Raw genomic sequence first — 21504 nt, 5'->3', positions numbered from 1 at the left:
GTGCGCCTGGAACGGAAAGCGACGGTTGTCAGGGATTCCCCATTTATTCTCCAACCAGAAAGGGACTATCACAGAAAATCAGTTTTCACTGACTTTCTGGACAGCCCCTTTTTTCATGAAACTTTCCATTTCTTATAACGTAGATGCATATAAGCATAATTTGTTCTGCCGATGCACGAACTGAAATTGGAAGGAGTAAAAATCTATGCCATCTACAAAAACAAATTGGTTAACTGGAATTGGCTTTTTACTTGTTATGATTGCAGTCGCTCTTCTTATTTTCCTTTCTATTAAAATCTCTTTTTGGCATGGCCTTATTGCATTTGTTCTCCTAACCATTTTGTCAATTGTGTTATGGGTAAAGGCATATAATATGGAGACAAAAAGAAAAGAAGAACAAGAAGAATTCCTTATGTCATTTCAGCCTGACAACGTCAAAAAAGATTTTGCTCAAGCTTATACTTCATACGATCTCCTTTCAAGAATTGCAATCGATGATGTAAAAAGGAAAATTTATATGTGGGCGCCAAAACGAAAAAATGGCAACATCATTACAGAACCCTATTACCGTATGCCCTATACTATTTATGAATATGATTTTGAAGATCTATATGACGTAAAAATGACCGAATATGGCCGCAACCAATTGAAATTCGTAGAAGGTTCAAAGACGGCAGAAGATAATAAAGTAGAAACGATGGAACTTTTACTGCAATTTAGTGATACGATTTATCCGTTTCATTTATTGCGCTTCTATCACCGGCCGCACAATGCATTAAATACGAACAGTGCGGAATATGACAGATATAAACGAGAATTTGAATATTGGTACTCAATACTTCAAATGATTATTAATGATCAACCGATCACTGAACAGGAGCATCGTCTTGTAGAAATAAAAAATTATGACGCCGATGAAAACAGTCCTTTTGATAGCAATGCTTGTAAAGAAAGCGAAGAATTTTCTCGTTCCGAAAACTTTAAAATATACTCCGAAAGAGAAAAACATCCCGAATTTGAAATAGAAGAGGAATACAAGCTCTCTTTTAATGAACAGGATATTGGATCAGACTTACAATTAAATGATAACCAAAGTTCCGAGGACCATAAGATAGACTCTGAAAGGAGACCTCAATCTTATTTTGAAAAAATTGTAGAGCAAAACCGAAAAGCTATGGGAAATCAATCAGACAGCAATGACTGAGTGCTATTGTGTTAGTGCGGCTCATCAGATATTATAGAATTAAGTTTATTTTCAAATTTAGAAATGAGGGGTTCCTTGTGCCTTCCACCCAGTCGAAATGGTATATTAAATTAGGATGTCTTTCACCGATCATCGGCATATTGGCGCTAATCTATCTGTTGAATCAGCAAATCTATTTGCCTGGATATATCATTTTCTTCATTTTTTTTGGTCTCGCTGTCCTATTTCTCTATCTTTCGAATCAGTCAGAGGAAAAAGAAAAGAAAAAGCAAATTGATCATTTACAGTCAATCGTGCCAAAAGATACTTCTTATGTAGAATCGCATGCGTTCATTTCTTATGATTTGCTGTCAAAAATAGCAGTTGATGAGAAGAAACGCCGAATTTATTTTTGGTCTCCGGTTCAAAGTGGACAAGCTCCTGTTAAGAGAGCGTACCTTAATATGCCTTATGACATTTCAAGCTATCGCTATGAAAATTTATTGGCAATAGAAATATATGAAAATGGTATGCTTCAAAAAGGGGCAATAAATCAAAATGAAAAAACTGGAGAGAAAATTACTGCTTTAGGTCAAACAATCGATCACCAGCAACAAAGCTTTTCCAAACTAAGAAAAGTAATCCACCGCAAAGTCTCTACACTTGAAATGAAAATTATAATAGATGATGCAAAACAGCCAGTTCGAGTGATTCGTTTTTATTCTAATATCGATAAACGGTTGAAAAAGGATTCATCCGAATACATAGCAATTAAAAAAGAAGCTGATCATTGGTTGCACTTGCTCACTTTCCTTATGGAACAAAGCGAATAAATATCGGCACACTCTCTACTTAAACTAAACTTTATTAATATGGCGTTGAAACAGATTTTGTTTCAACGTTTTTTCATGGAGAGCTATTCATTATTAAATAGAATCCTCTCTTCTCTATTTTCAATGATTCTATTGTGTTCTCCATTTCGCATATAGTAATATAGAATCAACTATGTCTGATAAGTTGAAAATATATGAAAATGGAGTTGTGATATGGTGATTTCAAACCGGTTGAAAGACATGCCCCCCCACTTTTTCTCATCCTTGGTTAAAAAAGTAGAAGCTGCAAAAGCAAATGGACAAGACGTGATTAATTTAGGCAGAGGAAACCCTGACCAACCTACTCCTCCTCATATCGTCCATGCACTACAGCAAGCTGCGGAGCGTCCAGAAAATCATGGATATTCTCCTTTCAAAGGGATATATGAGCTGCGGAAAGCAGTAGCCGATTTTTATAAAAGAGAATATGGCGTAAATGTCGACCCTGAAACAGAAGTAGCCATTTTAGGGGGTTCAAAAATCGGCTTAGTTGAATTGCCTTTAGCAATCATGAATGAAGGAGACCTTCTACTTCTTCCCGATCCAGGTTATCCAGATTATTTATCGGGTGTTAGTTTAGCCAATATTCGGTATGAGACGATGCCTTTGCTTGAAGAAAATGATTTCCTTGTAGATTTCAATTTATTATCGGACGACCAGAAGAAAGCTGCAAAAATGATGTACTTAAACTATCCGAATAACCCTACAAGCGCAACAGCAACCATTCCATTTTTCGATGAGGCGATCTCCTTTGCAAAAGAAAATGACATTTTCATTTTGCATGATTTCGCATATGGTGGAATCGGTTTTGACGGAGAAAAACCGGTCAGCTTCTTACAAGCAGAAGGAGCAAAAGAAGTTGGAATTGAAATGTACACACTTTCTAAAACGTATAATATGGCTGGCTGGAGAGTCGCTTTCGCTGTCGGCAATAAAGAAATGATCGAAGCAATAAACCATTTGCAAAGTCTTTTATTCATCAGCATATTTCCAGGTATACAATATGCCGCCATTGCAGCATTGACTGAAAGCCAACAATGCGTGAAAGATTTGACAGCACTTTATGAGAAGCGCAGAAACGTGTTAATTTCCGAATGCAGAAGAATCGGCTGGGATATAAAAGCCCCTAAAGCTTCTTTCTTCGCTTTTCTTCCAGTTCCAGCCGGCTATACAAGCGAAGGATTCGCTGATCTCTTACTGCAAAAAGCGGGCGTTGTCGTAGCATCCGGCCATGGATTTGGGAAACACGGTGAAGGATATGTCCGTGTCGGCCTATTAGAAAGCGAAGAACGGATTCGGGAGGCTGTTAGCAGGATTGAATCTTTAGGGATATTTCAATCCATTAAAGCATAAACAAAAGCATAACGGTGCATAGATGGCACCGTTATGCTTTTGTATTTTTAATGAAAACCAATATGAACGGAATCTGCAATGCGACGATAGCCGATTTCCATATAAATTTTATTTGAAGTCGGATTCAGCATATCGGTATAGAGGACACAATAGTCAAATTCCTTCAATAGCTCCTTCGACCCGGCAGCTACCATCGTCCGAGCATATCCTTTTTTTCTCTCTTCTTTCGGTGTAAAAACAAGTGATACAGTAACACTATGCTTTGTTGGACGGGATTTTTTCATCATCGAAACAGTTTTCTTACCATCTTCAAAAAGAAATACTTCCCTCTCTTTAACAAACGTTGCAACTCTTTCTTTCACGATAGATTCGGGAGACTGCGGTAAATTTGTATCCTGTTCAAATAACGAAAACCATTTTTCGATGAGTGGGATATCTTTTTCTTCCGCGTACCTCCAGTTCCCCGGACTGGCCTCAAGCGATTCATTTACCTCGTCCAAACGATAGATTCCTTGGTCCATTAAAACTGAATGTGACTTTCCTGTTTTTCTTTCCCATTGCTGTGCAAATGAAAAAGCCCACGGTTTTAAACTTATAACGGACGGCACTTCAACCGCATTCATTAGAAGCTGCACTGCAATAAATTCAGTAATTCTCTCCACATTTTCTTCATCTACAATTATTAAATTAAGAGGATGCGGCCGCGTCATTTGCAGCAATGCAACTACTTGGCCATCCTTTTCTACAGTCGCCATAAAGGGATCTGCATACTTGCCAGCTTTAATGGCTTGCAATACGCCATAAAACAGACTGAACACATCTTCCTGCATTTCTACGATAGGTTCCGCTTTCAATGCAAACTGTTCTGCATCCTCATACCGATAGAATTTCATCGCCATTCCCCATTTCCTTTTTCAGAATTATACATGTAGAGAGAAGAATTGTCACGATTGTTTTAAAAAAATAAAAAAGGACTGTCTGATAACCGTCAAAATATAATAGATAAAGGTGAAAGTTCATTTTTGTATTTTTTGTCGTTGTTGCAATTTGTATATACCTTCTGTAGAGATGGAAATGGATGACTTTTATCGTCATCTTCAAATTAAGCATCTACCCAACAGCAACAGTAACAGGATTTTAGTATCAAAAAAGAGCCATCTACAAAGTCAATTATTACTGACTTATTGATAGCTCCTTTACAACTATGTAATACGTCACCAGAGAATCGGTTTTTGCACCATTAACCATAGCATGATCAGCATAAGCGCAATATAGATCCAAGACGTCCGGTTTAAGCGCGATAAAATGCTCTCTTTATTAAAACCCGGCTCATTGTAATTTCTTAATACTCGTGTAAAGCCGGTCGAAAGAAAAACGCCGGATAGCAACAAGACGACCAATGTCGCAATTACCCATGGTGTGTGCCAAGGCCAAGGCCCTATTAAAATGAGCAATGCTCCTGAAACGACTAGCATATGTCCAGCATGCATAACGATTCTAATGGTGACCCGAATGATATTCAAAAAAGCTTCTTCACTTGTTGACTCGGCGCTTCGCAGACGCTTAATGATCGGCACTAATAGAAATAGCGGACCGATTGCAATTACCGCGGAGACGACATGGATAAAGACGATCGTTCCGTAGATCGTTTTCATTTCAATTTATCATTTCTCTACCGGGCTAAATTCATGAACCCAGACGGACATTTTCGGTATCCACGGCATTTTCGGATGTAAAGCAAGGATCGATTGCTTATATTGTTCCAAGTTGGCGTATCCTTCACGCTTCGCATCCTCATCCGTTAGTTCACCTAATGTTTGAGCATACAGCTTATCTACTTTGAACTCTTTCCCTTCCAAGACCATAATCTCTCCAGGATAAGCGTAGACACCGTTTCTCCGTGTTGCTGTTTTTTCGCCATTTAACACTTTTTGTACATCTGCAGGCACTGTCACTAATCTTTCTACTGAACAAGTTTTCTCAGGATAATTTGACATTACAATCTCTCCTTATGAAGTTCTCTTACCATTTTAACATGTTTCTCAGAAAATACCTCTTCCGTCCTAAAAAATCCATTACCTATATCATGTCATTTTGTAATCATATAGATAGAAGATGACACAATTGCGGAGGGATTATATGCAATTGCTCAGCATCATTTTAATCGGCATTGCAGCAAACCTTGATAATTTGGGAATCAGTGTTGCTTATGGATTAAAATCAAACAGGATTCCAATTATCTATAATAGTATTATTTCACTCATTTCTATGCTTTGCGCGTTTGTCTCTATACAATTAGGCAACTTTTTATCCCATTATCTTACAAATAGTGCAGCGAATATGATTGGCGGCATACTGCTCATAGGGCTTGGCGTTTCGTTAATTATTGCATCGCTGCGTACGCTGAAAAAAGAACAACCTCAATCTATTGCAGAGGTGAAGGATATTACATTGAAAGAATCCATACTATTAGGTTTTATCTTATCTTTCAACTGCTTGACTATTGGCTTTAGTGCAGGTATTACTGGTGTATCAGCTTTGTTCGCATCGATATCAATCGGATTATTTTCATTCTTATCGGTTCTTATTGGAACTTGGATCGGCTATCGGATCGGCAATTCATTGTTCGGCAAATATACAGATATATTCGCTGGTGCATTGCTTATATTCATCGGCGTCTATGAAATTTTTATATAATGAAGCACGAAGCCCCTCTCTGCTCCGAATCGAAGCTGTGGAGGGGCTTTTCCTTATTCAGTTACTTCAATTGTAACCGTCTCATGTTCATGTAAATCTTCATCGTCTTTCACATGTATTTGTACTTTATAAGTGCCTGCTTGATCGAATTGGTAGGAAGCTTTATATTCTCCAGCAGAAGATTCAGACGCATCGGCCCATTCATGTTTTCCATTTTCTTCAGCATCGTTCCAAATTTCATAGCGGACATTGAGATTTTCCATAGGCTTCTCTTCCATTTGTATATGGGTTGTTAAATCGATTTCTTCCCCTGTTGTAACGCCGTCAAGTTCATTGAAATGCATAGAAAATCCTTCTGCATGACCGTGATCATGTTCTTCGCCGCTATTTTCATAATGACCGCCATTGCCAACTGTCACTTCTTTGACAGGCATTGTATGCAATTGTTTCGCGGTTACATGGACTTGCACGTGAAATAAACCGTCATGATCAAAGGAGGTTTCAGCTGTATATGAACCATCTTTTTCATTTGTTGCCTCAATTTTATACGATTCGTCTTTTTTTCCTTCCTCCCAAATTTCATAGACAACCTCATCTGCATCAGCAACTTTTTCATCGCCATACGTGACGATTGCTTCCATTTGTACAGTATCTCCCACTTCGACTTTCTCAGTAACAGTCAAATCGACTTCAAGTGGGTATACTTCTACATCTGCATCTGCATTGTTTTCTTCTTTCGAACTGCATGCCGACAAAATGAGCAGTAGCAGTACTGTAAGTATTCCAAGCGTTTTTTTCTTCAATCAACTCTTCCTCCCGTTTCGCTTAACGAAATGTTGTATATTCAGTATGATAATATAAGGTAATTTTGAAGTAATTGTGAAGTTGGCGCCTTCATATTATTTTCACATATCCAAACGATAATAATACTAAAGAAAATTATGGATAGGAGTCGTTTGAATGCATCCATATACAATACTCATTATTGATGATGAACCACAAATGCGGCAACTAATTAGAACTTTCTTGGAAAAGGATGGTTATGAGGTTGCAGAGGCTACAGATGGTGCCCATGCACTTTCCTTAATTGATAGCGTACGTCCCCATTTGTGCATTGTGGACATAATGATGCCATTCATGGATGGCTTCACTTTTGCACAAGAACTAAACAAAGATCATGACATTCCCATTATTTTCTTATCGGCAAAAGGTGAAGAATGGGACAAGATTCATGGTTTGAAATTAGGCGGCGATGATTATATTGTCAAGCCTTTTATGCCCGGAGAGTTACTTGCTCGCATCGAGTCTGTCTTGCGCAGGAGCTATCGGTCTACTGTAACCGACAGTCTTCAAATCGGGCCTTTAGTCATTGATCCACACGCACATACCGTCACGCTAAATGATGAGCCTTTGTCATTGACGCTGAAAGAATTTGGTGTCCTCCAAACATTGGCGAAAAACAAAGGGAGAGTATTTTCCAGGGAACAGCTATTGCACATCGTTTGGGGTGAAGATCACCAAAGTACAGACAGGACAGTTGATACACATATTAAAACATTGCGCTTAAAAATGGGCGAATATGGCCAAATGATTGAAACAGTATGGGGAATCGGCTATAAATTCGAGGTACGCTAATGAATATGACTTTGAGTAAGAAAATACTCACTCTGCTCATCTCAAGTATCGCCTTTACGATTCTTTTTTCGTTTTTTTTCATCCATTTCCTCTATACGAAGCTATACCTCGATAGTATTGAACAATCGATCATCTATCAAGGTCAACGGACTGCTTCACACTATCACTACGGAGAATTAACAGATGAAATTATCGAGAAAATTCAGTGGTATAATGTCGTTTCCGAATATGAAATTATAGTCGTTGATCGCTTAGATGACTTATCATCCTACTTTCCATATAAAATTAACTATGAAAATTTGGTTGACGAAGATGACAAGAGCATTTTGGAAACAGGCTCTTACGTCATGAAAGAAGGATATGTACAAGAATTGGATCGTGAAATTTTAGGTGCCATCTTCCCGATTAAAGGAGAAAATGGGCTCATTGGATTCATCTATATTTACGTTCCTTTAGCTGCGATTCAAGATGTATTCCGAGAGAGCATTCCGTTATTAGTAATTGTAGGGACATTATTTTTCTTCATTTTATTTTTGGCGATCAACCGAGTATGGCAATCCCTTTTTAATCCTTTACGAGAGCTGCAGCAACTATCTGCAGAAGTGTCGAAAGGCAATTACAGTCGAAGAATTGAAACGAACCGTCACGATGAAATCGGGCAGCTTACGCATGCTTTCAATTTGATGAGCTTATCTCTTGAGGAGCAAGAGAAGCGAAAAAAAGAATTTACATCGAATATTGTCCATGAGCTACGGACGCCTTTAACCTATATCGGCGGTTATACTCATGTACTCAAGGAAAAAATTTATACTTCGCCTGAAGAAGCGAAAGAATATTTGACGACAATCGAAAAAGAAACGAATCGGTTGAACAAGCTCATCAATGATCTTGTTGAACTGAACCACCTACAGGAAGAGCTCTATAAAATCATCCCTGCTCCGATTGCCGGGGCTCAGCTAGTAAAGGATACACTCGAATTATTCGCAATACATGTGAAAGAAAAAGAGATTACTTTGCAGTTGGATATAGACGAAGACGTCATCCTCATGGGTGACCTGCAACGCATTCAACAAGTTTTTTACAATACGATTGACAATGCAATAAAATATTCAACAACAGAAGGAACTGTCTTTATTTCTTTGAAGCAGAATGGCAAGAAAATTGAATATCAAGTTACGAATGACGGCATTGCCATCGATAAAAAAGACATTGACAGAATCGGGGAACGTTTCTTTCGCACCGATAAAGCGCGGAACCGTTCGACTGGCGGCACTGGTTTAGGGCTTTCCATCGTGAAGGAAATTGTTCGCCTTCACGGAGGGAAAATGACCATTGAAAGCGATAGCTCCTCCGGCACGACAGTGAGGATAGACTTTATCGGCTTATTAGATGAACAGAAAGATGGGAAAACAAATTGAAGAAATATAAATGGGTTTTACTATTAACTTCTTCGCTTCTTTTGTTTGCGTGCAACACTTCAGTAAAAACAGGACGGCAAGTTGAATCTTTTTCATTTACAGATCAAACGGGCAACCCATATGGTTCAGAAGATCTTAAAGGGAAAATATGGGTGGCAGATTTCATTTTCACACAGTGCAAAACAGTATGCCCCCCTATGACATTTGAAATGGCGGAGCTGCAAAAAAAGTTTAAGGATCAAGGAATGGATACTATTGAATTCGTCTCTTTCACTGTCGATCCAGACGTTGATACACCCGAAGTATTAAAAGAATATATCGATCAATATACGGATGATGACGACAATTGGCATCTATTAACGGGATATTCTCAAAATACTATTGAACAGATTGCGCTTAACCAATTTCAAACGATTGTCCAAAAACCAAATAACTCGTCACAAGTTATCCATGGAACAAATTTTTATCTAATCGACCAAAACGGCTATATAGTCGATGAGTATAATTTAGTTGACGAGTCATTTTCCGACCGAATGATGGATGACATTCGTCGTCTTCAAAAATAATGAGCACAATTGATTTGGCAGTGAAAAAACTGTTACGATGTAGGGAATGATATAATCGAAGGATTTTGCATATCGATTCAAATCCAACGAACTCTCACGGTAAAGGAGGATGCTTCCGCTGAATAAAGATAAGACGATCATCTCTACCTTGTCCTATTATACGGTCGAAAGGTCAATTGACTGGTTCCAGCAAAAACATCGCCAATCAAATTTTATGATCCTTCTGTATGTGGATGCCGTTACTACACCTAAGCACCACTTTCCTTTGGAAAATATCCAAGATATGTCCTTTAAAGCCTTTTCAAACGGGACCGGTCTTTTCTATTTGCACACAAATCAAGGTGTCTTCACATATGGTGTCGAAAGAGATCCAATGGATTTCATCAAGGCGTATCGGAGATTAAAAGGCGATCAATACATCTAATCCATCTACTTTTTGTTTATCCTACCTACTTTTGAGGTATACATACAACAAACGATGTAGGAGGGTATATACATGACTATGAAACGAATTGTAGAAAATGCAGTACAAGCTAAACAGGAAATTGAAAATTTAACAACTCAAGGATTTACTCATGACGACATTTACATTTTTGCGCACGATAAAAAGCGTTCGGATGATATTACCGATGCACTTGATACAGAAAAGGTCGGCATGAAGGAACAAGGTTTTCTTGACAGCATGAAAAATATGTTCACTTCACGCGGCGATGAACTCCGCAGTAAAATGGAAGCGGCTGGCTTAACTGCAGAAGAAGCAGCAGACGCTGAGCGTGAGCTTGACCATGGAAAGTTAGTAATCATCGCGAAAAAATAAGTGTAATGGGGTGCCTCGTTTAATTGCGAGGCTCTTTGTTTTGCTTTCTTTTACACAAATGAACCTACTTTCGGTATGATATATATTGAAAGCAGGTGGATTCAATGGAGAATAAATTATGGAAGATTGGCTTTTTTACAGGGCTGACCTCTTTCGTGCTGCTTATATTAGGCGTGCGTACTTTGTTAGGTGTCGATTTAGGCGTGAAAAACTATTTGGCCTTCGGTGTGTTCAGCCTGACAGTCGGTATTTTAGCTGCACTCTTGTTGTTCTATAAATTAAAAACAGCATTTTATATTTTTCTAATCGCCCTCTTTTTAGGGTTTGCTGAGTTTTTTAGAAGCATCATAATGGATACGGATGGTATGGGCGATTTATTGGGGATATTGTCACTATTCATCATCTCAACTTTTGGCTTGGGCATTGCCGCGATTGTTCAAGCAGTCCTTTATTTGTTGCGCAAAAACAAAGAAAATCCGAATTGAATGGTAGACAAGCGTCGAACTACTTGTCTCAGTTTGTTAGCAACGAAGAGTTCGATTCGCATTAATTTCTGCGCCCTTTGCGGATATTAAGGCTCTGTAATGTCGCCCACTTAGACTACTTTCAAGTCAAGCGTTTTTTGAACCAAGCTGATCAAACACTTATTCCAAAACTACAAGCCCCTATAAGACAGTAGACAAGCATCGAGCTGCTTGTCTTTTTGTCTTGTTTTGTCGAAATAATGAAAAAACATTGAAAATGAATCTTTTACATACTATAGTTAAGTTCGGGGGGAGAAATAAAATAGAAAGGGGTATTGTTTATGGCGAGAAGAATAGCCGAGCCTTATAAGATTAAGAGTGTAGAAACATTATCGATGCTTTCATATGATGAACGTAAAGAATCTCTTAATCGTGCAGGCTATAACACTTTTTTAATAGACTCAGCGGATGTCTATATCGACTTGCTGACCGATAGCGGTACGACCGCAATGAGCGATGAGCAATGGGGAGCGCTAATGACTGGCGACGAAGCATACGCGGGAAGCAAAAGTTGGAAAAGGTTAGAGTCTGCGGTACGTGAAGTTTACGGGTATCAATATGTTTTGCCGACCCACCAGGGGCGAGGGGCAGAAAATATTTTATCCCAATTGAAAATTAAACAAGGCGATTACGTACCTGGAAATATGTATTTCACAACGACAAGAGCCCATCAGGAAATGAACGGAGCCACTTTCGTCGATATCATTATTGACGAAGCGCATGATCCCGCTGTCGATCATCCTTTTAAAGGGAATGTCGATATTGGGAAACTGCAGTCTTTGATCGATAAAGTGGGGGCAGACAAAATCCCATATGTTTGTGTTGCAGTAACGGTCAACTTAGCCGGCGGGCAGCCCGTCAGCATGGAGAACTTGAAAGAAGTCTATGAATTGTGCAAAGCACATAAAATCGATGTAATGTTTGACGCGACACGTTGTGTTGAAAATGCTTACTTTATTAAAGAACGTGAAGACGGTTACGAAGATCGTACTGTCGCAAGCATCTTAAAAGAAATGATGTCCTACTCGGATGGCTGTACGATGAGCGGCAAAAAGGATTGTCTCGTTAATATTGGTGGCTTTTTGGCGATGAATGATGAAGAGCTCTATATCCGTTCACGTGAACTTGTCGTTGTGTACGAAGGAATGCCTTCATATGGCGGCATGGCCGGACGCGATATGGAAGCGATGGCGATTGGCATCCGTGAAGCCGTAGATGACCATTACATCGCACACCGGATCGGCCAAGTGCGTTACTTAGGCCAACAGCTCATCGATGCAAACATCCCGATCGTCCAACCGATCGGAGGCCATGCTGTTTTCCTTGACGCACGTGCATTTTTGCCGCATTTACAGCAGGAGGACTTTCCGGCACAAGCATTGGCGGCAGCACTCTATTTGGATTCCGGCGTCCGCAGCATGGAACGCGGAATCATTTCAGCAGGCAGAAACAATGAAACTGGCGAGCATAATAAGCCATATTTGGAATTAGTACGCTTAACGATTCCCCGCCGCGTTTATACAAATAATCATATGGATGTCGTAGCAGATTCTATAATCGAATTATATGAAAAGAGAGAGACGATTTGTGGATTGAAAATGGTATACGAACCTCCTACACTTCGTTTCTTTAATGCAAGATTCGCTCCGCTTTCGGAAAACGGCGAACTGATTAGCGAAGAAAACCGGAAAATGACCATCAATTAAAGAAAAACCGAGTGCCTGCTTGAAGGGCACTCGGTTTTTTAAGCTTTCGCTTTTTCTTTTTTTATTTGCTTGCTTCGCAATTGACCACAAGCTGCATCAATATCCGTGCCATGTTCCAAGCGCATGCCACAGTTAATGCCTTTCTTTTTCAACGTTTCATAAAACACCTTAATATCTTCAGACTTGCTTCTCCGATACTGGTCATGCTCGTCGACAGGATTATACGGAATCAAGTTCACATATGACAAGTGACGTTTGTTTTGTAGCAACTTCGCCAATTGCAGGGCTTCTTCAACATGGTCATTGACGTCTTGAAGCATAATGTATTCAAATGTAATTCTTCGATTTTTTGATTCCAAATAATAATCAATCGCTTCCATCAATTTTTCGATTGGATACGCCTTATTAATTTTCATAATTTGTGTTCTCAGTTCATTATTCGGTGCATGGAGCGATACAGCCAGGTTAATTTGAATATCTTCCTCAGCGAATTCGCGAATTTTGGGAGTGAGACCGCTCGTTGATACTGTTATATGACGCGCTCCAATTGACAATCCTTTTTGGTCGTTGACGACACGCAAGAAATTCATCAAATTCGTGTAATTATCAAATGGCTCGCCAATCCCCATGACAACGATATGGCTGACACGATCACCGTTACCTGCCTCATCAAGATGCTGCTGCACTTTCATAATTTGGCCAACTATCTCTCCTGCATCCAAATCACGGCTCTTTCTTAATAATCCGCTCGCACAGAAGCTGCAGCCAATATTGCAGCCGACTTGTGTTGTCACACAAACCGAATAGCCATACGGGAACTTCATTAGCACCGTTTCAATCAAGTTGCCGTCCATCAATTTAAATAAGAACTTGATCGTTCCATCTTCAGAAACTTGCTTAACTGCTTGCTCTAATGTTTGAATTGTAAAGTTCTCTTCCAATAGCTGGATACATTCTTTATTTATATTCGACATGTCCGCAAACGATTGAACTCTCTTTTTATAAAGCCAATCCCAAACTTGCGCAGCACGAAACTTTTTTTGTCCTTGATCCATCAACCATTCCGTCAGTTGATCTAACGTCAATCCGTAAATTGATTTTTTCATGTCAATTCCTCACTTATCAGATTTGCATTCAGTCAGTATAGCATAATGAAGTGGATATGGAAAGCTGCGAGTTGAATGGCTTGCTTACTCTATGCGTAACTTCCTAATGATTTTTTCAAGCTACAAGCGATGCCTCGTGTTTCGGACCGTTTTATCAGCAGTCGCCTATCATTTCAAGTACAGCTTGACTCTGGTGCATTCAAACCTTCCTTCCAAATAAAAAACTACAGCTCAGCTTGTTGACAAACGCTCGCATACTGTGAATCGAACAGCGAAGGGTTCGATTTGCCGTATTTCTGTGTTCTTTGCAGAAATTAAGGCACCTCTAGGACGTGGCGTTCTTAGGTTGCCTTCCTTGGCAAGCGTCTTCAAGCCAAGATAGGAAAACCCCTATCTCATGACTACAAACCTTAAAAAGACTGTAGACAAAGTGAAAAAGTACTCAGTCTACAGTCTGAAACTGCAGCTATATAAGCATGCAGTTCATTTTCCATTTCTATTCTGTTCCGCCATTGCGCGATCCTGTTTGATCTTCATTGTTAATACAAAAACATTCATCAACGTCAGAACAGTGAACATTATCGCGATGCCTGTTTGGCCTTTCGAAAAACGGTCAATTGCAAAATAACCTAAAAAGATAATTAACGCTACGTCTATGAACTTTGGAAAATTCATTCAAATGCAACCCTTTCCATTGAACTGCTCTCATTATAGCAGTTTTTGAACAGACAAGTCGCCTATGTTTTTAAGATGCAGCTGCAACCGTTCATACAGAATAGCCATTTGGTCGTTGGTACCAACAGTAATCCTTAAGTATCGCTCGATCCTCGGACTGTTAAAGTGACGGACTAAAATTCCATCATTCTTCAAGCGCACCGACAATTCCTCTGCATCAGCTGTTAGATGAGTAGCGAAAAGGAAATTCGTTTGAGATGGGAGCACATCGAACCCTAATTCCGTCAAACGTTTTTTCGCTTGTTCTCTCGTTACTAAAATTGCTCTCCTCGTCTTCTCGAAATAGACCTGATCTTTAAACGATGCTTCCGCTGCAACCATTGCGAGCCGATCGATCGGATAGGAATTAAAAGAATCCTTGACACGGGTTAACGCTTCCATTAAAGACGGATGACCGATTGCAAAGCCAACACGCATTCCTGCCAACGATCTTGATTTGGACATTGTCTGAACGACTAAAAGATTGTTATATTTGCGAATAAGTCCGACCGCAGAAGCGCCTGCAAAGTCGATATACGCCTCATCGATCACAACTACCCTCCCTCGATTCTCTTCCACAATATGCTCGATGTATTTTAGGTCTATATATAAACTTGTTGGGGCATTCGGATTTGGAAAAATAACACCGCCTTCCGATTGATAAAAAGATTCTATCGGCAAAGTAAAATCCTCATTTAAAGGAACTGCCTCATAAGGAATATTAAAAAGCTTTGCATATACTGGATAAAAGCTATAGGTTATATCCGGGATACGAATTGTCCGGCCCGGCTCAAAAAATGCCATAAAGGAAAATGCGATCACTTCATCCGAACCGTTTCCGACGAACACTTCATCATCTTTAACACCATAATAATCCGCTATTGTACTGCGCAGCCGATCTGCAGTCGGTGATGGATAAAGCCGTAAAGCATCACCAGTCTCTCCTCTAATGGCTTCAACTACAGATGGGCTTGGAGGATACGGGTTTTCATTCGTATTCAATTTGACTGTATCCGCTCTATTTAACTGCTCTCCTGGAATATAAGGCATCGCTCGCTTAGCCATACTGCTCCAAAGCTTAACCATTGCGCACCGCTTCTTTCTTCGTCCTTCTCTCCCTTAAGACTGCTTTCACATCTTCAATTGTTACACCGGAAATTTCCATTAGAACGAGCGAATGGTAAAGCAAGTCCGCTATTTCGTTGGATAGCTCGGACTTGTCGCTATTTTTCGCTCCGATGATAACTTCTGCCGACTCTTCTCCAATCTTTTTCAGCACTTTGTCAATGCCTTTTAGGAATAAATACGATGTGTAAGATCCTTCAACAGGGTTCTCCTTGCGGTCTTTTATTTCATCAGCAATCTCATGGACGACATTGCGGATCGAACGCCCCTCGCCGTATAGCGGTGTATAAAAACATGACGTCTCTCCTGTATGGCAAGCTGGCCCGATCGGTTCAACTTCCAGTAAAATTGCATCCCGATCGCAATCAACCGAAATCCTCTTGACGACTTGCCGATTGCCCGATGTTGCTCCTTTATGCCATAGTTCTTGCCTCGACCGGCTGAAAAAATGAGATTCCCCTGTCTCAACTGTCTTCTTCAGTGCTTCGTTGTTCATATAGGCTAACATTAGCACTTCACCGGTACGTACGTCTTGCACGATTGCCGGTATGAGCCCATCGTTATGAAACTGAACATTTTCCATCATACATCCACCTTATCTGCAACGCTGTCATTTACCAAAAATGTCTTTAAATCATTTAAATTAATTTCATTGAAATGAAAAACCGAAGCTGCTAGCGCTCCTGCCGCCTTGCCTTCTGTGAACGCTTCTTGGAAGTGTTCCATTTTACCTGCGCCACCACTTGCAATGACGGGAATATCGACTGCTTCAGCAATCGTCTTTGTCAATTGCAAATCATATCCTTCCTTCACACCATCTTCATCAATACTGTTTACAACAATTTCACCTGCTCCTAAACACGCCCCTACTTTTGCCCATTCGATTGCGTCTACACCACTGTTTTCCATACCGGCTTGTGCGAAAACATGCCACGCGCCGTCACCTGTCCTTCTCACATCCATCGATAAGATAATCCGTTCCGAACCGAAACGTGTTGCTGCTTCGTGTATTAGTTCCGGATTGTGAAGCGCTGCGCTATTAATGGATACTTTATCGGCTCCAGCATTCAACGCTGCTTCAATATCCGTTACTGCCCGAATACCGCCCCCTACAATAAAAGGAATCGGCACTTCCGCTGAGATTTCTGCTATCAGATCCAAAAACATGCCGCGGTTTTGGACAGATGCTGAAATGTCGTAAAACACCAATTCATCCGCACCATCCGCAACATACTTTTTCGCCAAAGAAAGAGGATCCGCAATTTCCTTAACGCCTAAAAAATTCTTACCCTTTACGACTTTGCGATTGTCAATATCCAAACATGGGAGTATTCGGTTTACAGTCATTTCATTCCAACCTCCAGTACTGATCGCAATGCAATTTGTTGTTCATATAGGGCTTTCCCGATAATTGCACCATATAGTTCCATCTCTTTCAGCTTTACAATATCCTGTTCTGATGAAACGCCGCCAGATGCGATCAAATTGACATTTGCTCCTTCATTCATAATCTGCAGTTCATTGAAATTCGGTCCAGACAGCATTCCATCCTTCGCAATATCTGTGTAGACAACCGTTTGAACGCCTGCTGCGGCTAACTTCATCAAAAGGTCTACAGCTTTCACTTCACTGACATTACGCCATCCATCCGTCGCAACGTACCCATTTCGGGCATCAATTGAAACAGCAATCCGATCGCCATATTTCCGAACAGCATCTTCAACGAAATTCGGATCTTTAATAGCTGCAGTTCCGATAATGACCCTGCTCACTCCTAAACGGATTAATGCATCGACCCGATCCATCGAGCGGATGCCGCCACCGACCTGAACAGGGATATTCACTTCTTGAAGAATTTGTTCAATCGTTTTCCGATTGACGAAATCTCCTGTTTTTGCGCCGTCCAAATCGACGATATGTATCCACTCCGCCCCTTGGCTCTGCCACTCTAACGCCATTTTTACAGGCGCATCATGATAAATCGTTTCTCGACCATAGTCTCCTTGAATGAGTCGGACACATTTGCCGCCTCTTACATCAATTGCCGGAAATAATATCATTTCTATTCCCCCTTATAGCACTCCTTTTGTCGATGGAACACCTTTCCTATGCGGATCAATAGTGCTTGCGATCCGCAAGGCTCTTCCGACTCCTTTGAAAATCGATTCGATAATATGGTGGCTGTTCTTTCCATACTTCAAATTAATATGCAACGTTACACCTGCATGTCTCGTGAACGCCAAGAAAAACTCCTCCACCAACTCTGTATCGAATTGACCGACCTTCTCCTTCAAGCCATCCACGTTGTAATGAAGGTATGGCCTGCCGCTAATATCGAGAGAGACCGCAGATAAAGCCTCATCCATCGGCGTAGTCACAGTCGCATACCTTTCAATCCCTTCTTTGCTGCCAATGCTTCGCTGAAACGCCCGCCCTAATACGATACCGACATCTTCCACTGTATGGTGCTGATCTACTTCAAGATCTCCATCGCAAACAACGGTCAAATCAAACCGTCCATGACTCGCAAACAAAACGAGCATATGGTCCAGAAAACCTACCCCTGTCCGAATATTCGTCTGGCCGGTGCCATCGATCGAAAAAAAGAGTTCAATTGACGTCTCCGCAGTTTTTCTCGCAACGCTATGTTGTCTCATTTTCATCCACCCTTACGTATGCTTATTGAATTCGCATGCCCTGCTAATCCTTCCGCTGCAGCCAATTGCACAACGTCCTCCGCAACGATGTTAAAAGCCTCATTTGTAAAATGGATTATGCTTGATCTTTTTACAAAATCATAAACGCCCAACGGAGATGAAAATGCTGCTGTTCCACTTGTCGGCAACGTATGATTCGGTCCAGCCATATAATCCCCTAACGCTTCAGGCGAGTAATTTCCTAAAAAAATCGCACCTGCATTGCAAATTTTAGGCAATAGCTCCATCGGCTTGTTAACCATTAGTTGCAAATGCTCGGGGGCAATGTCATTCAATAGCTGCAAGCTCTCTTCAATAGAGTTCGTAACGATAATTCTTCCCTGAGCCTCAATTGACGATGCCGCAATTGAGGCTCGTTCTAAATTTAGCAACTGCTTTTGCACTTCATTGGAAAGCTTATGCGCAAATTTCTTATTCGTTGTAATGCATATAGCAGTAGCACGCTCATCGTGTTCCGCTTGAGAAAGCAAATCAGCAGCTACGTATTCTACCTTTGCCGTTTCATCTGCTACTATACAAATCTCGCTTGGCCCTGCAATCATATCGATCGCCACATCACCAAATACCCATTTTTTCGCTCGGGCAACATATGCATTTCCTGGCCCTGTAATTTTCATCACTCTTTCTATACTTTCTGTTCCATATGCCAATGCCGCGATCGCCTGTGCACCGCCCATTTTATATACCCGATCGACCCCGGCTTCTTTCGCTGCGACCAAAACGTATGGATTCACTTTGCCATCCGGCTGCGGAGGGGTGGCAATGACAATTTGCTCAACTCCTGCAATTTTTGCAGGCAACGCATTCATTAACACGGTCGAGGGATACGCCGCCTTGCCCCCAGGAACGTAAATTCCGACTCGCTCGATCGGTGTCACTTGCTGCCCTAATAGAACCCCGTCTTTTTCTCCAATAAACCATGAGCGTTCTTTCTGTTCGAAATGAAATGCAGTAATTCTTTCCTTTGCCCGCCGAATCGCAGTACGAAAAGATTCTGAGACAGCTTCATTCGCTTCGATGAACTCATTTTCCGAAACTACAATTTCTGTTAGCAGCACACCGTCAAACTGTTCAGTATAACTATGTAGAGCAGCATCACCCTTTTTCCTCACATTTTCAATGATCGAAAGGACAGTACGATCCAACTCAAAATCTACATCTTGGCTGCTCTTCAGTTTACATTCCTTTAAAAACGTTTCAGTATCGATCACTCTCATATGCGAACCTCCAGCCCTGCATATAAATGTTTCATAAACTGCTGAATTTCATCCGTCTTAATTGCATAGCTCGCTTTATTGACAATCAGCTTTACACTTATATCTACAATATCCGCTAAAACAGTTAAGCCGTTTTCTTTCAATGTCGTTCCTGTTTCAACGATATCGACAATGACATCCGCCATACCTATGAGCGGTGCCAATTCTACTGAACCATTGAGCTTAATGATGTCCGTACGTATATTCATTTCTTCAAAATAAGCTTTCGCTACATTCGGATATTTTGAAGCAACTGATAGATAGGAAGATTCCGTTATTTCAGCGCCTACAAAGCCCGCTACGGATAATTTGCATTTACCAATACCAAGATCCATTAATTCATACACTTCTTTCGGATCTTCCATTAAAACATCTTTTCCGACCAAACCGATATCAGCTGCTCCTTTTTCCACGTATGTTGGCACATCGACCGCTTTAACAAATATCAATTTGATATGCTTACGATCATCCGTAAACAAAAGCTTGCGACTCTCATTATGATAGTCGGGAAAATACAACCCTGTCCGCTCGATTAGCTGAATCGCCTCGTCAGCGACTCTCCCCTTTGCAATTGCGATCGTCAACAGTTTCATATAAAACGTCCCCTTCCACTTTTAACAATGCCAATAAATCATCCAATTTGTAAAACATGATTTCTGTTTCACGATGTTTGATAAAATTCCCACCAGACGTAAGCCGAACGTAATTGCTTGATTGACAATTTATGAAACGCTCCTTCTCAACGGAAACGGATAGCACCCGGTATCCTAATTTGCGCAACGTATCTGCTATATGTATAGCGTCTTCCAATTTGACTGAGTCATAAACAAGGAACAGATCGACATTATGAGAGTTACTATTTTCCTTACCTCCTAACGCCTCTACAATCGACTCAACTTCGCAAGCAAACCCGATTGCAGGAAGATCCGCTCCGAATTGCTTTCCTAAAAAATCGTAGCGACCGCCCATTAACACCGGCTTGCCGTATTGCTCCACAAATCCTTGAAATAGAATCCCCGAATAATAATGCATATAATTGATCAAACCGAAATCAATCGTCAAATCGTCCTTCCATCCATACAAAGATAGGAGCCGGTATACTTCTTCAAGATACGAAAGCGTTTTTGCCATTTCTTCTGTAAGAGGAAGATTCCATGCCTTTTTTAAAACATCTTTGGGCTTGCCGTACAAAAAGGGGATTTGTTCAATTGCTATTTTTTTCTCTTCCACTAACCCAAGTTTGTCTAATAACAGGCTAATTTCAGTGATATTCTTTGCCTGTATGAACTCCTTTATTTGACGATTTTCCAAGTCAGTCAATCGCAAACCGCTCAGCAACTCATTAAAAAACACCGTATGCCCGATTTCTATTTTCATTTCTGAAAAAGATAATTCCTTTAATGTGTGCAGTGCCAACGCGATCGTTTCTGCATCCGCTTCCGGTGAGCTTTCACAAAAATACTCAACTCCAGCCTGCGTCTTTTCAATTTTCCCGTCCTTATTGAAAGGCTTCCGGAATACTTCCTGTAAATAATAAAAACGGTGCTCACTTGTCAGCCGATCATTGCCATGAGACAATTCTTTTGTAATCGGAATCGTGACATCTGGACGCAAAACGAGTACTTCTCCATCTGAATCGATAACTTTCACCATATCTTTGCGATTTACAAAGCTATCTTCGTCTTCATAAAGCTCATACGGTTGAAATGCGGCTGTTTTCATTCGGCGATAGCCATATTTCGAGAATTGGTCGCTCATCAATTCCGAGACTCGCTCAAATGTTTCGTCTATTTTCATTTCATTCACCCACTTTCT

General features: G+C 40.6%; 25 protein-coding genes. 11 read left to right on the top strand and 14 right to left on the bottom strand.

From position 1 onward, the window contains the following. Window positions 1–205 precede the first annotated feature (205 nt). The 3 genes from WFH04_RS00995 to WFH04_RS00985 all read left to right on the top strand — a co-directional run bounded on the left by WFH04_RS00995 (window position 206) and on the right by WFH04_RS00985 (window position 3408). On the top strand, window positions 206–1204 hold the full coding sequence (locus tag WFH04_RS00995) for an NfeD family protein (RefSeq protein ID WP_336822177.1): 999 nt from the start codon (window positions 206–208) through the stop codon (window positions 1202–1204). 77 nt (window positions 1205–1281) lie between these two features. Beyond that, window positions 1282–2016, top strand: a complete 735-nt coding sequence (locus WFH04_RS00990; RefSeq protein WP_336822176.1) for a hypothetical protein — start codon at window positions 1282–1284, stop codon at window positions 2014–2016. Between the two features lie 213 nt (window positions 2017–2229). Beyond that, window positions 2230–3408 (top strand): pyridoxal phosphate-dependent aminotransferase, encoded by a 1179-nt coding sequence (locus WFH04_RS00985; protein ID WP_336822175.1) that lies wholly within the window; start codon window positions 2230–2232, stop codon window positions 3406–3408. Window positions 3409–3455: 47 nt separating this feature from the next. On the opposite strand, the gene WFH04_RS00980 is transcribed toward WFH04_RS00985, so the two are convergent. The 3 genes from WFH04_RS00980 to WFH04_RS00970 all read right to left on the bottom strand — a co-directional run bounded on the left by WFH04_RS00980 (window position 3456) and on the right by WFH04_RS00970 (window position 5405). After that, a complete protein-coding gene (locus WFH04_RS00980; RefSeq protein WP_336822174.1) occupies window positions 3456–4307 on the bottom strand; it encodes a GNAT family N-acetyltransferase in 852 nt (283 codons plus the stop codon). Window positions 4308–4622: 315 nt separating this feature from the next. Continuing rightward, a complete protein-coding gene (locus WFH04_RS00975; RefSeq protein WP_336822173.1) occupies window positions 4623–5063 on the bottom strand; it encodes a DUF2269 family protein in 441 nt (146 codons plus the stop codon). A gap of 9 nt (window positions 5064–5072) precedes the next feature. Continuing rightward, window positions 5073–5405, bottom strand: coding sequence for an ASCH domain-containing protein (locus WFH04_RS00970; RefSeq protein ID WP_336822172.1), 333 nt, complete (start codon window positions 5403–5405; stop codon window positions 5073–5075). Between the two features lie 142 nt (window positions 5406–5547). Between WFH04_RS00970 and WFH04_RS00965 the strand changes: the two genes are divergently transcribed. Then, complete coding sequence (locus WFH04_RS00965; RefSeq protein ID WP_336822171.1) at window positions 5548–6105, top strand: manganese efflux pump MntP; 558 nt, start codon at window positions 5548–5550, stop codon at window positions 6103–6105. 53 nt (window positions 6106–6158) lie between these two features. Here WFH04_RS00965 and WFH04_RS00960 read toward each other — a convergent pair whose 3' ends face one another. After that, window positions 6159–6908, bottom strand: coding sequence for a FixH family protein (locus tag WFH04_RS00960; protein ID WP_336822170.1), 750 nt, complete (start codon window positions 6906–6908; stop codon window positions 6159–6161). A gap of 157 nt (window positions 6909–7065) precedes the next feature. On the opposite strand from WFH04_RS00960, the gene WFH04_RS00955 reads away from it, so the two are divergent. The 7 genes from WFH04_RS00955 to WFH04_RS00925 all read left to right on the top strand — a co-directional run bounded on the left by WFH04_RS00955 (window position 7066) and on the right by WFH04_RS00925 (window position 12771). After that, window positions 7066–7740 carry a response regulator transcription factor gene (locus WFH04_RS00955; RefSeq protein ID WP_336822169.1) on the top strand — a complete coding sequence of 225 codons (675 nt, stop codon included), beginning with the start codon at window positions 7066–7068 and terminating at the stop codon, window positions 7738–7740. Next, window positions 7740–9158 (top strand): sensor histidine kinase, encoded by a 1419-nt coding sequence (locus WFH04_RS00950; protein ID WP_336822168.1) that lies wholly within the window; start codon window positions 7740–7742, stop codon window positions 9156–9158. The genes WFH04_RS00955 and WFH04_RS00950 overlap by 1 nt, the downstream gene beginning before the upstream one ends. Continuing rightward, window positions 9155–9724: an SCO family protein gene (locus WFH04_RS00945; protein ID WP_336822167.1), complete on the top strand. Its 570-nt coding sequence runs from the start codon at window positions 9155–9157 to the stop codon at window positions 9722–9724. The genes WFH04_RS00950 and WFH04_RS00945 overlap by 4 nt, the downstream gene beginning before the upstream one ends. 109 nt (window positions 9725–9833) lie before the next feature. Further along, window positions 9834–10148, top strand: a complete 315-nt coding sequence (locus WFH04_RS00940; protein WP_336822166.1) for a hypothetical protein — start codon at window positions 9834–9836, stop codon at window positions 10146–10148. 72 nt (window positions 10149–10220) lie between these two features. Continuing rightward, window positions 10221–10541, top strand: a complete 321-nt coding sequence (locus tag WFH04_RS00935; protein WP_336822165.1) for a YflT domain-containing protein — start codon at window positions 10221–10223, stop codon at window positions 10539–10541. A 104-nt stretch (window positions 10542–10645) separates the two neighbouring features. Continuing rightward, window positions 10646–11026 (top strand): hypothetical protein, encoded by a 381-nt coding sequence (locus WFH04_RS00930; protein ID WP_336822164.1) that lies wholly within the window; start codon window positions 10646–10648, stop codon window positions 11024–11026. A 320-nt stretch (window positions 11027–11346) separates the two neighbouring features. Continuing rightward, the gene (locus tag WFH04_RS00925) at window positions 11347–12771 is read left to right on the top strand and encodes a tyrosine phenol-lyase (RefSeq protein WP_336822163.1); all 1425 of its coding nucleotides are present in this window, start codon (window positions 11347–11349) and stop codon (window positions 12769–12771) included. A gap of 38 nt (window positions 12772–12809) precedes the next feature. On the opposite strand, the gene rlmN is transcribed toward WFH04_RS00925, so the two are convergent. The 10 genes from rlmN to WFH04_RS00875 all read right to left on the bottom strand — a co-directional run bounded on the left by rlmN (window position 12810) and on the right by WFH04_RS00875 (window position 21486). After that, complete coding sequence (rlmN, locus tag WFH04_RS00920) at window positions 12810–13877, bottom strand: dual-specificity RNA methyltransferase RlmN (RefSeq protein ID WP_336822162.1); 1068 nt, start codon at window positions 13875–13877, stop codon at window positions 12810–12812. 483 nt (window positions 13878–14360) lie between these two features. Further along, window positions 14361–14552 carry a hypothetical protein gene (locus WFH04_RS00915; protein ID WP_336822161.1) on the bottom strand — a complete coding sequence of 64 codons (192 nt, stop codon included), beginning with the start codon at window positions 14550–14552 and terminating at the stop codon, window positions 14361–14363. Window positions 14553–14585: 33 nt separating this feature from the next. Beyond that, window positions 14586–15677, bottom strand: coding sequence for a histidinol-phosphate transaminase (gene hisC / locus WFH04_RS00910; protein WP_336822160.1), 1092 nt, complete (start codon window positions 15675–15677; stop codon window positions 14586–14588). Continuing rightward, window positions 15670–16302 carry a bifunctional phosphoribosyl-AMP cyclohydrolase/phosphoribosyl-ATP diphosphatase HisIE gene (gene hisIE, locus WFH04_RS00905; protein ID WP_336822159.1) on the bottom strand — a complete coding sequence of 211 codons (633 nt, stop codon included), beginning with the start codon at window positions 16300–16302 and terminating at the stop codon, window positions 15670–15672. The genes hisC and hisIE overlap by 8 nt, the downstream gene beginning before the upstream one ends. Further along, a complete protein-coding gene (hisF, locus tag WFH04_RS00900) occupies window positions 16299–17063 on the bottom strand; it encodes an imidazole glycerol phosphate synthase subunit HisF (protein WP_336822158.1) in 765 nt (254 codons plus the stop codon). The genes hisIE and hisF overlap by 4 nt, the downstream gene beginning before the upstream one ends. Next, window positions 17060–17776, bottom strand: coding sequence for a 1-(5-phosphoribosyl)-5-[(5-phosphoribosylamino)methylideneamino]imidazole-4-carboxamide isomerase (hisA, locus tag WFH04_RS00895; RefSeq protein ID WP_336822157.1), 717 nt, complete (start codon window positions 17774–17776; stop codon window positions 17060–17062). The genes hisF and hisA overlap by 4 nt, the downstream gene beginning before the upstream one ends. Window positions 17777–17788: 12 nt before the next feature. Continuing rightward, a complete protein-coding gene (gene hisB / locus WFH04_RS00890; RefSeq protein WP_336822156.1) occupies window positions 17789–18373 on the bottom strand; it encodes an imidazoleglycerol-phosphate dehydratase HisB in 585 nt (194 codons plus the stop codon). Window positions 18374–18375: 2 nt separating this feature from the next. Further along, window positions 18376–19650 (bottom strand): histidinol dehydrogenase, encoded by a 1275-nt coding sequence (gene hisD / locus WFH04_RS00885; RefSeq protein ID WP_336822155.1) that lies wholly within the window; start codon window positions 19648–19650, stop codon window positions 18376–18378. Next, complete coding sequence (gene hisG, locus WFH04_RS00880) at window positions 19647–20282, bottom strand: ATP phosphoribosyltransferase (protein ID WP_336822154.1); 636 nt, start codon at window positions 20280–20282, stop codon at window positions 19647–19649. Before hisG ends, hisD begins: the two co-directional genes overlap by 4 nt. Then, the gene (locus tag WFH04_RS00875) at window positions 20239–21486 is read right to left on the bottom strand and encodes an ATP phosphoribosyltransferase regulatory subunit (RefSeq protein WP_336822153.1); all 1248 of its coding nucleotides are present in this window, start codon (window positions 21484–21486) and stop codon (window positions 20239–20241) included. The genes hisG and WFH04_RS00875 overlap by 44 nt, the downstream gene beginning before the upstream one ends. Window positions 21487–21504: the final 18 nt, after the last annotated feature.

Source organism: Sporosarcina sp. USHLN248 (assembly GCF_037144575.1).
GTDB classification, from domain to species: Bacteria; Bacillota; Bacilli; order Bacillales_A; family Planococcaceae; genus Sporosarcina; species Sporosarcina contaminans.
This window is presented reverse-complemented; position numbering and strand designations above follow the sequence as displayed.

Excerpts from the sequence above, each read along its gene's own strand:
- WFH04_RS00995 (WP_336822177.1), top strand. The coding sequence starts at position 206 with ATGCCATCTACAAAAACAAATTGGTTAACTGGAATTGGCTTTTTACTT.
- WFH04_RS00985 (WP_336822175.1), top strand. The coding sequence starts at position 2,230 with ATGGTGATTTCAAACCGGTTGAAAGACATGCCCCCCCACTTTTTCTCA.
- WFH04_RS00980 (WP_336822174.1), bottom strand. The coding sequence starts at position 4,307 with ATGGCGATGAAATTCTATCGGTATGAGGATGCAGAACAGTTTGCATTG.
- WFH04_RS00975 (WP_336822173.1), bottom strand. The coding sequence starts at position 5,063 with ATGAAAACGATCTACGGAACGATCGTCTTTATCCATGTCGTCTCCGCG.
- WFH04_RS00970 (WP_336822172.1), bottom strand. The coding sequence starts at position 5,405 with ATGTCAAATTATCCTGAGAAAACTTGTTCAGTAGAAAGATTAGTGACA.
- WFH04_RS00965 (WP_336822171.1), top strand. The coding sequence starts at position 5,548 with ATGCAATTGCTCAGCATCATTTTAATCGGCATTGCAGCAAACCTTGAT.
- WFH04_RS00955 (WP_336822169.1), top strand. The coding sequence starts at position 7,066 with ATGCATCCATATACAATACTCATTATTGATGATGAACCACAAATGCGG.
- WFH04_RS00950 (WP_336822168.1), top strand. The coding sequence starts at position 7,740 with ATGAATATGACTTTGAGTAAGAAAATACTCACTCTGCTCATCTCAAGT.
- WFH04_RS00940 (WP_336822166.1), top strand. The coding sequence starts at position 9,834 with ATGCTTCCGCTGAATAAAGATAAGACGATCATCTCTACCTTGTCCTAT.
- WFH04_RS00935 (WP_336822165.1), top strand. The coding sequence starts at position 10,221 with ATGACTATGAAACGAATTGTAGAAAATGCAGTACAAGCTAAACAGGAA.
- WFH04_RS00930 (WP_336822164.1), top strand. The coding sequence starts at position 10,646 with ATGGAGAATAAATTATGGAAGATTGGCTTTTTTACAGGGCTGACCTCT.
- WFH04_RS00925 (WP_336822163.1), top strand. The coding sequence starts at position 11,347 with ATGGCGAGAAGAATAGCCGAGCCTTATAAGATTAAGAGTGTAGAAACA.
- rlmN (WP_336822162.1), bottom strand. The coding sequence starts at position 13,877 with ATGAAAAAATCAATTTACGGATTGACGTTAGATCAACTGACGGAATGG.
- WFH04_RS00915 (WP_336822161.1), bottom strand. The coding sequence starts at position 14,552 with ATGAATTTTCCAAAGTTCATAGACGTAGCGTTAATTATCTTTTTAGGT.
- hisC (WP_336822160.1), bottom strand. The coding sequence starts at position 15,677 with ATGGTTAAGCTTTGGAGCAGTATGGCTAAGCGAGCGATGCCTTATATT.
- hisIE (WP_336822159.1), bottom strand. The coding sequence starts at position 16,302 with ATGATGGAAAATGTTCAGTTTCATAACGATGGGCTCATACCGGCAATC.
- hisF (WP_336822158.1), bottom strand. The coding sequence starts at position 17,063 with ATGACTGTAAACCGAATACTCCCATGTTTGGATATTGACAATCGCAAA.
- hisA (WP_336822157.1), bottom strand. The coding sequence starts at position 17,776 with ATGATATTATTTCCGGCAATTGATGTAAGAGGCGGCAAATGTGTCCGA.
- hisB (WP_336822156.1), bottom strand. The coding sequence starts at position 18,373 with ATGAGACAACATAGCGTTGCGAGAAAAACTGCGGAGACGTCAATTGAA.
- hisD (WP_336822155.1), bottom strand. The coding sequence starts at position 19,650 with ATGAGAGTGATCGATACTGAAACGTTTTTAAAGGAATGTAAACTGAAG.
- hisG (WP_336822154.1), bottom strand. The coding sequence starts at position 20,282 with ATGAAACTGTTGACGATCGCAATTGCAAAGGGGAGAGTCGCTGACGAG.
- WFH04_RS00875 (WP_336822153.1), bottom strand. The coding sequence starts at position 21,486 with ATGAAAATAGACGAAACATTTGAGCGAGTCTCGGAATTGATGAGCGAC.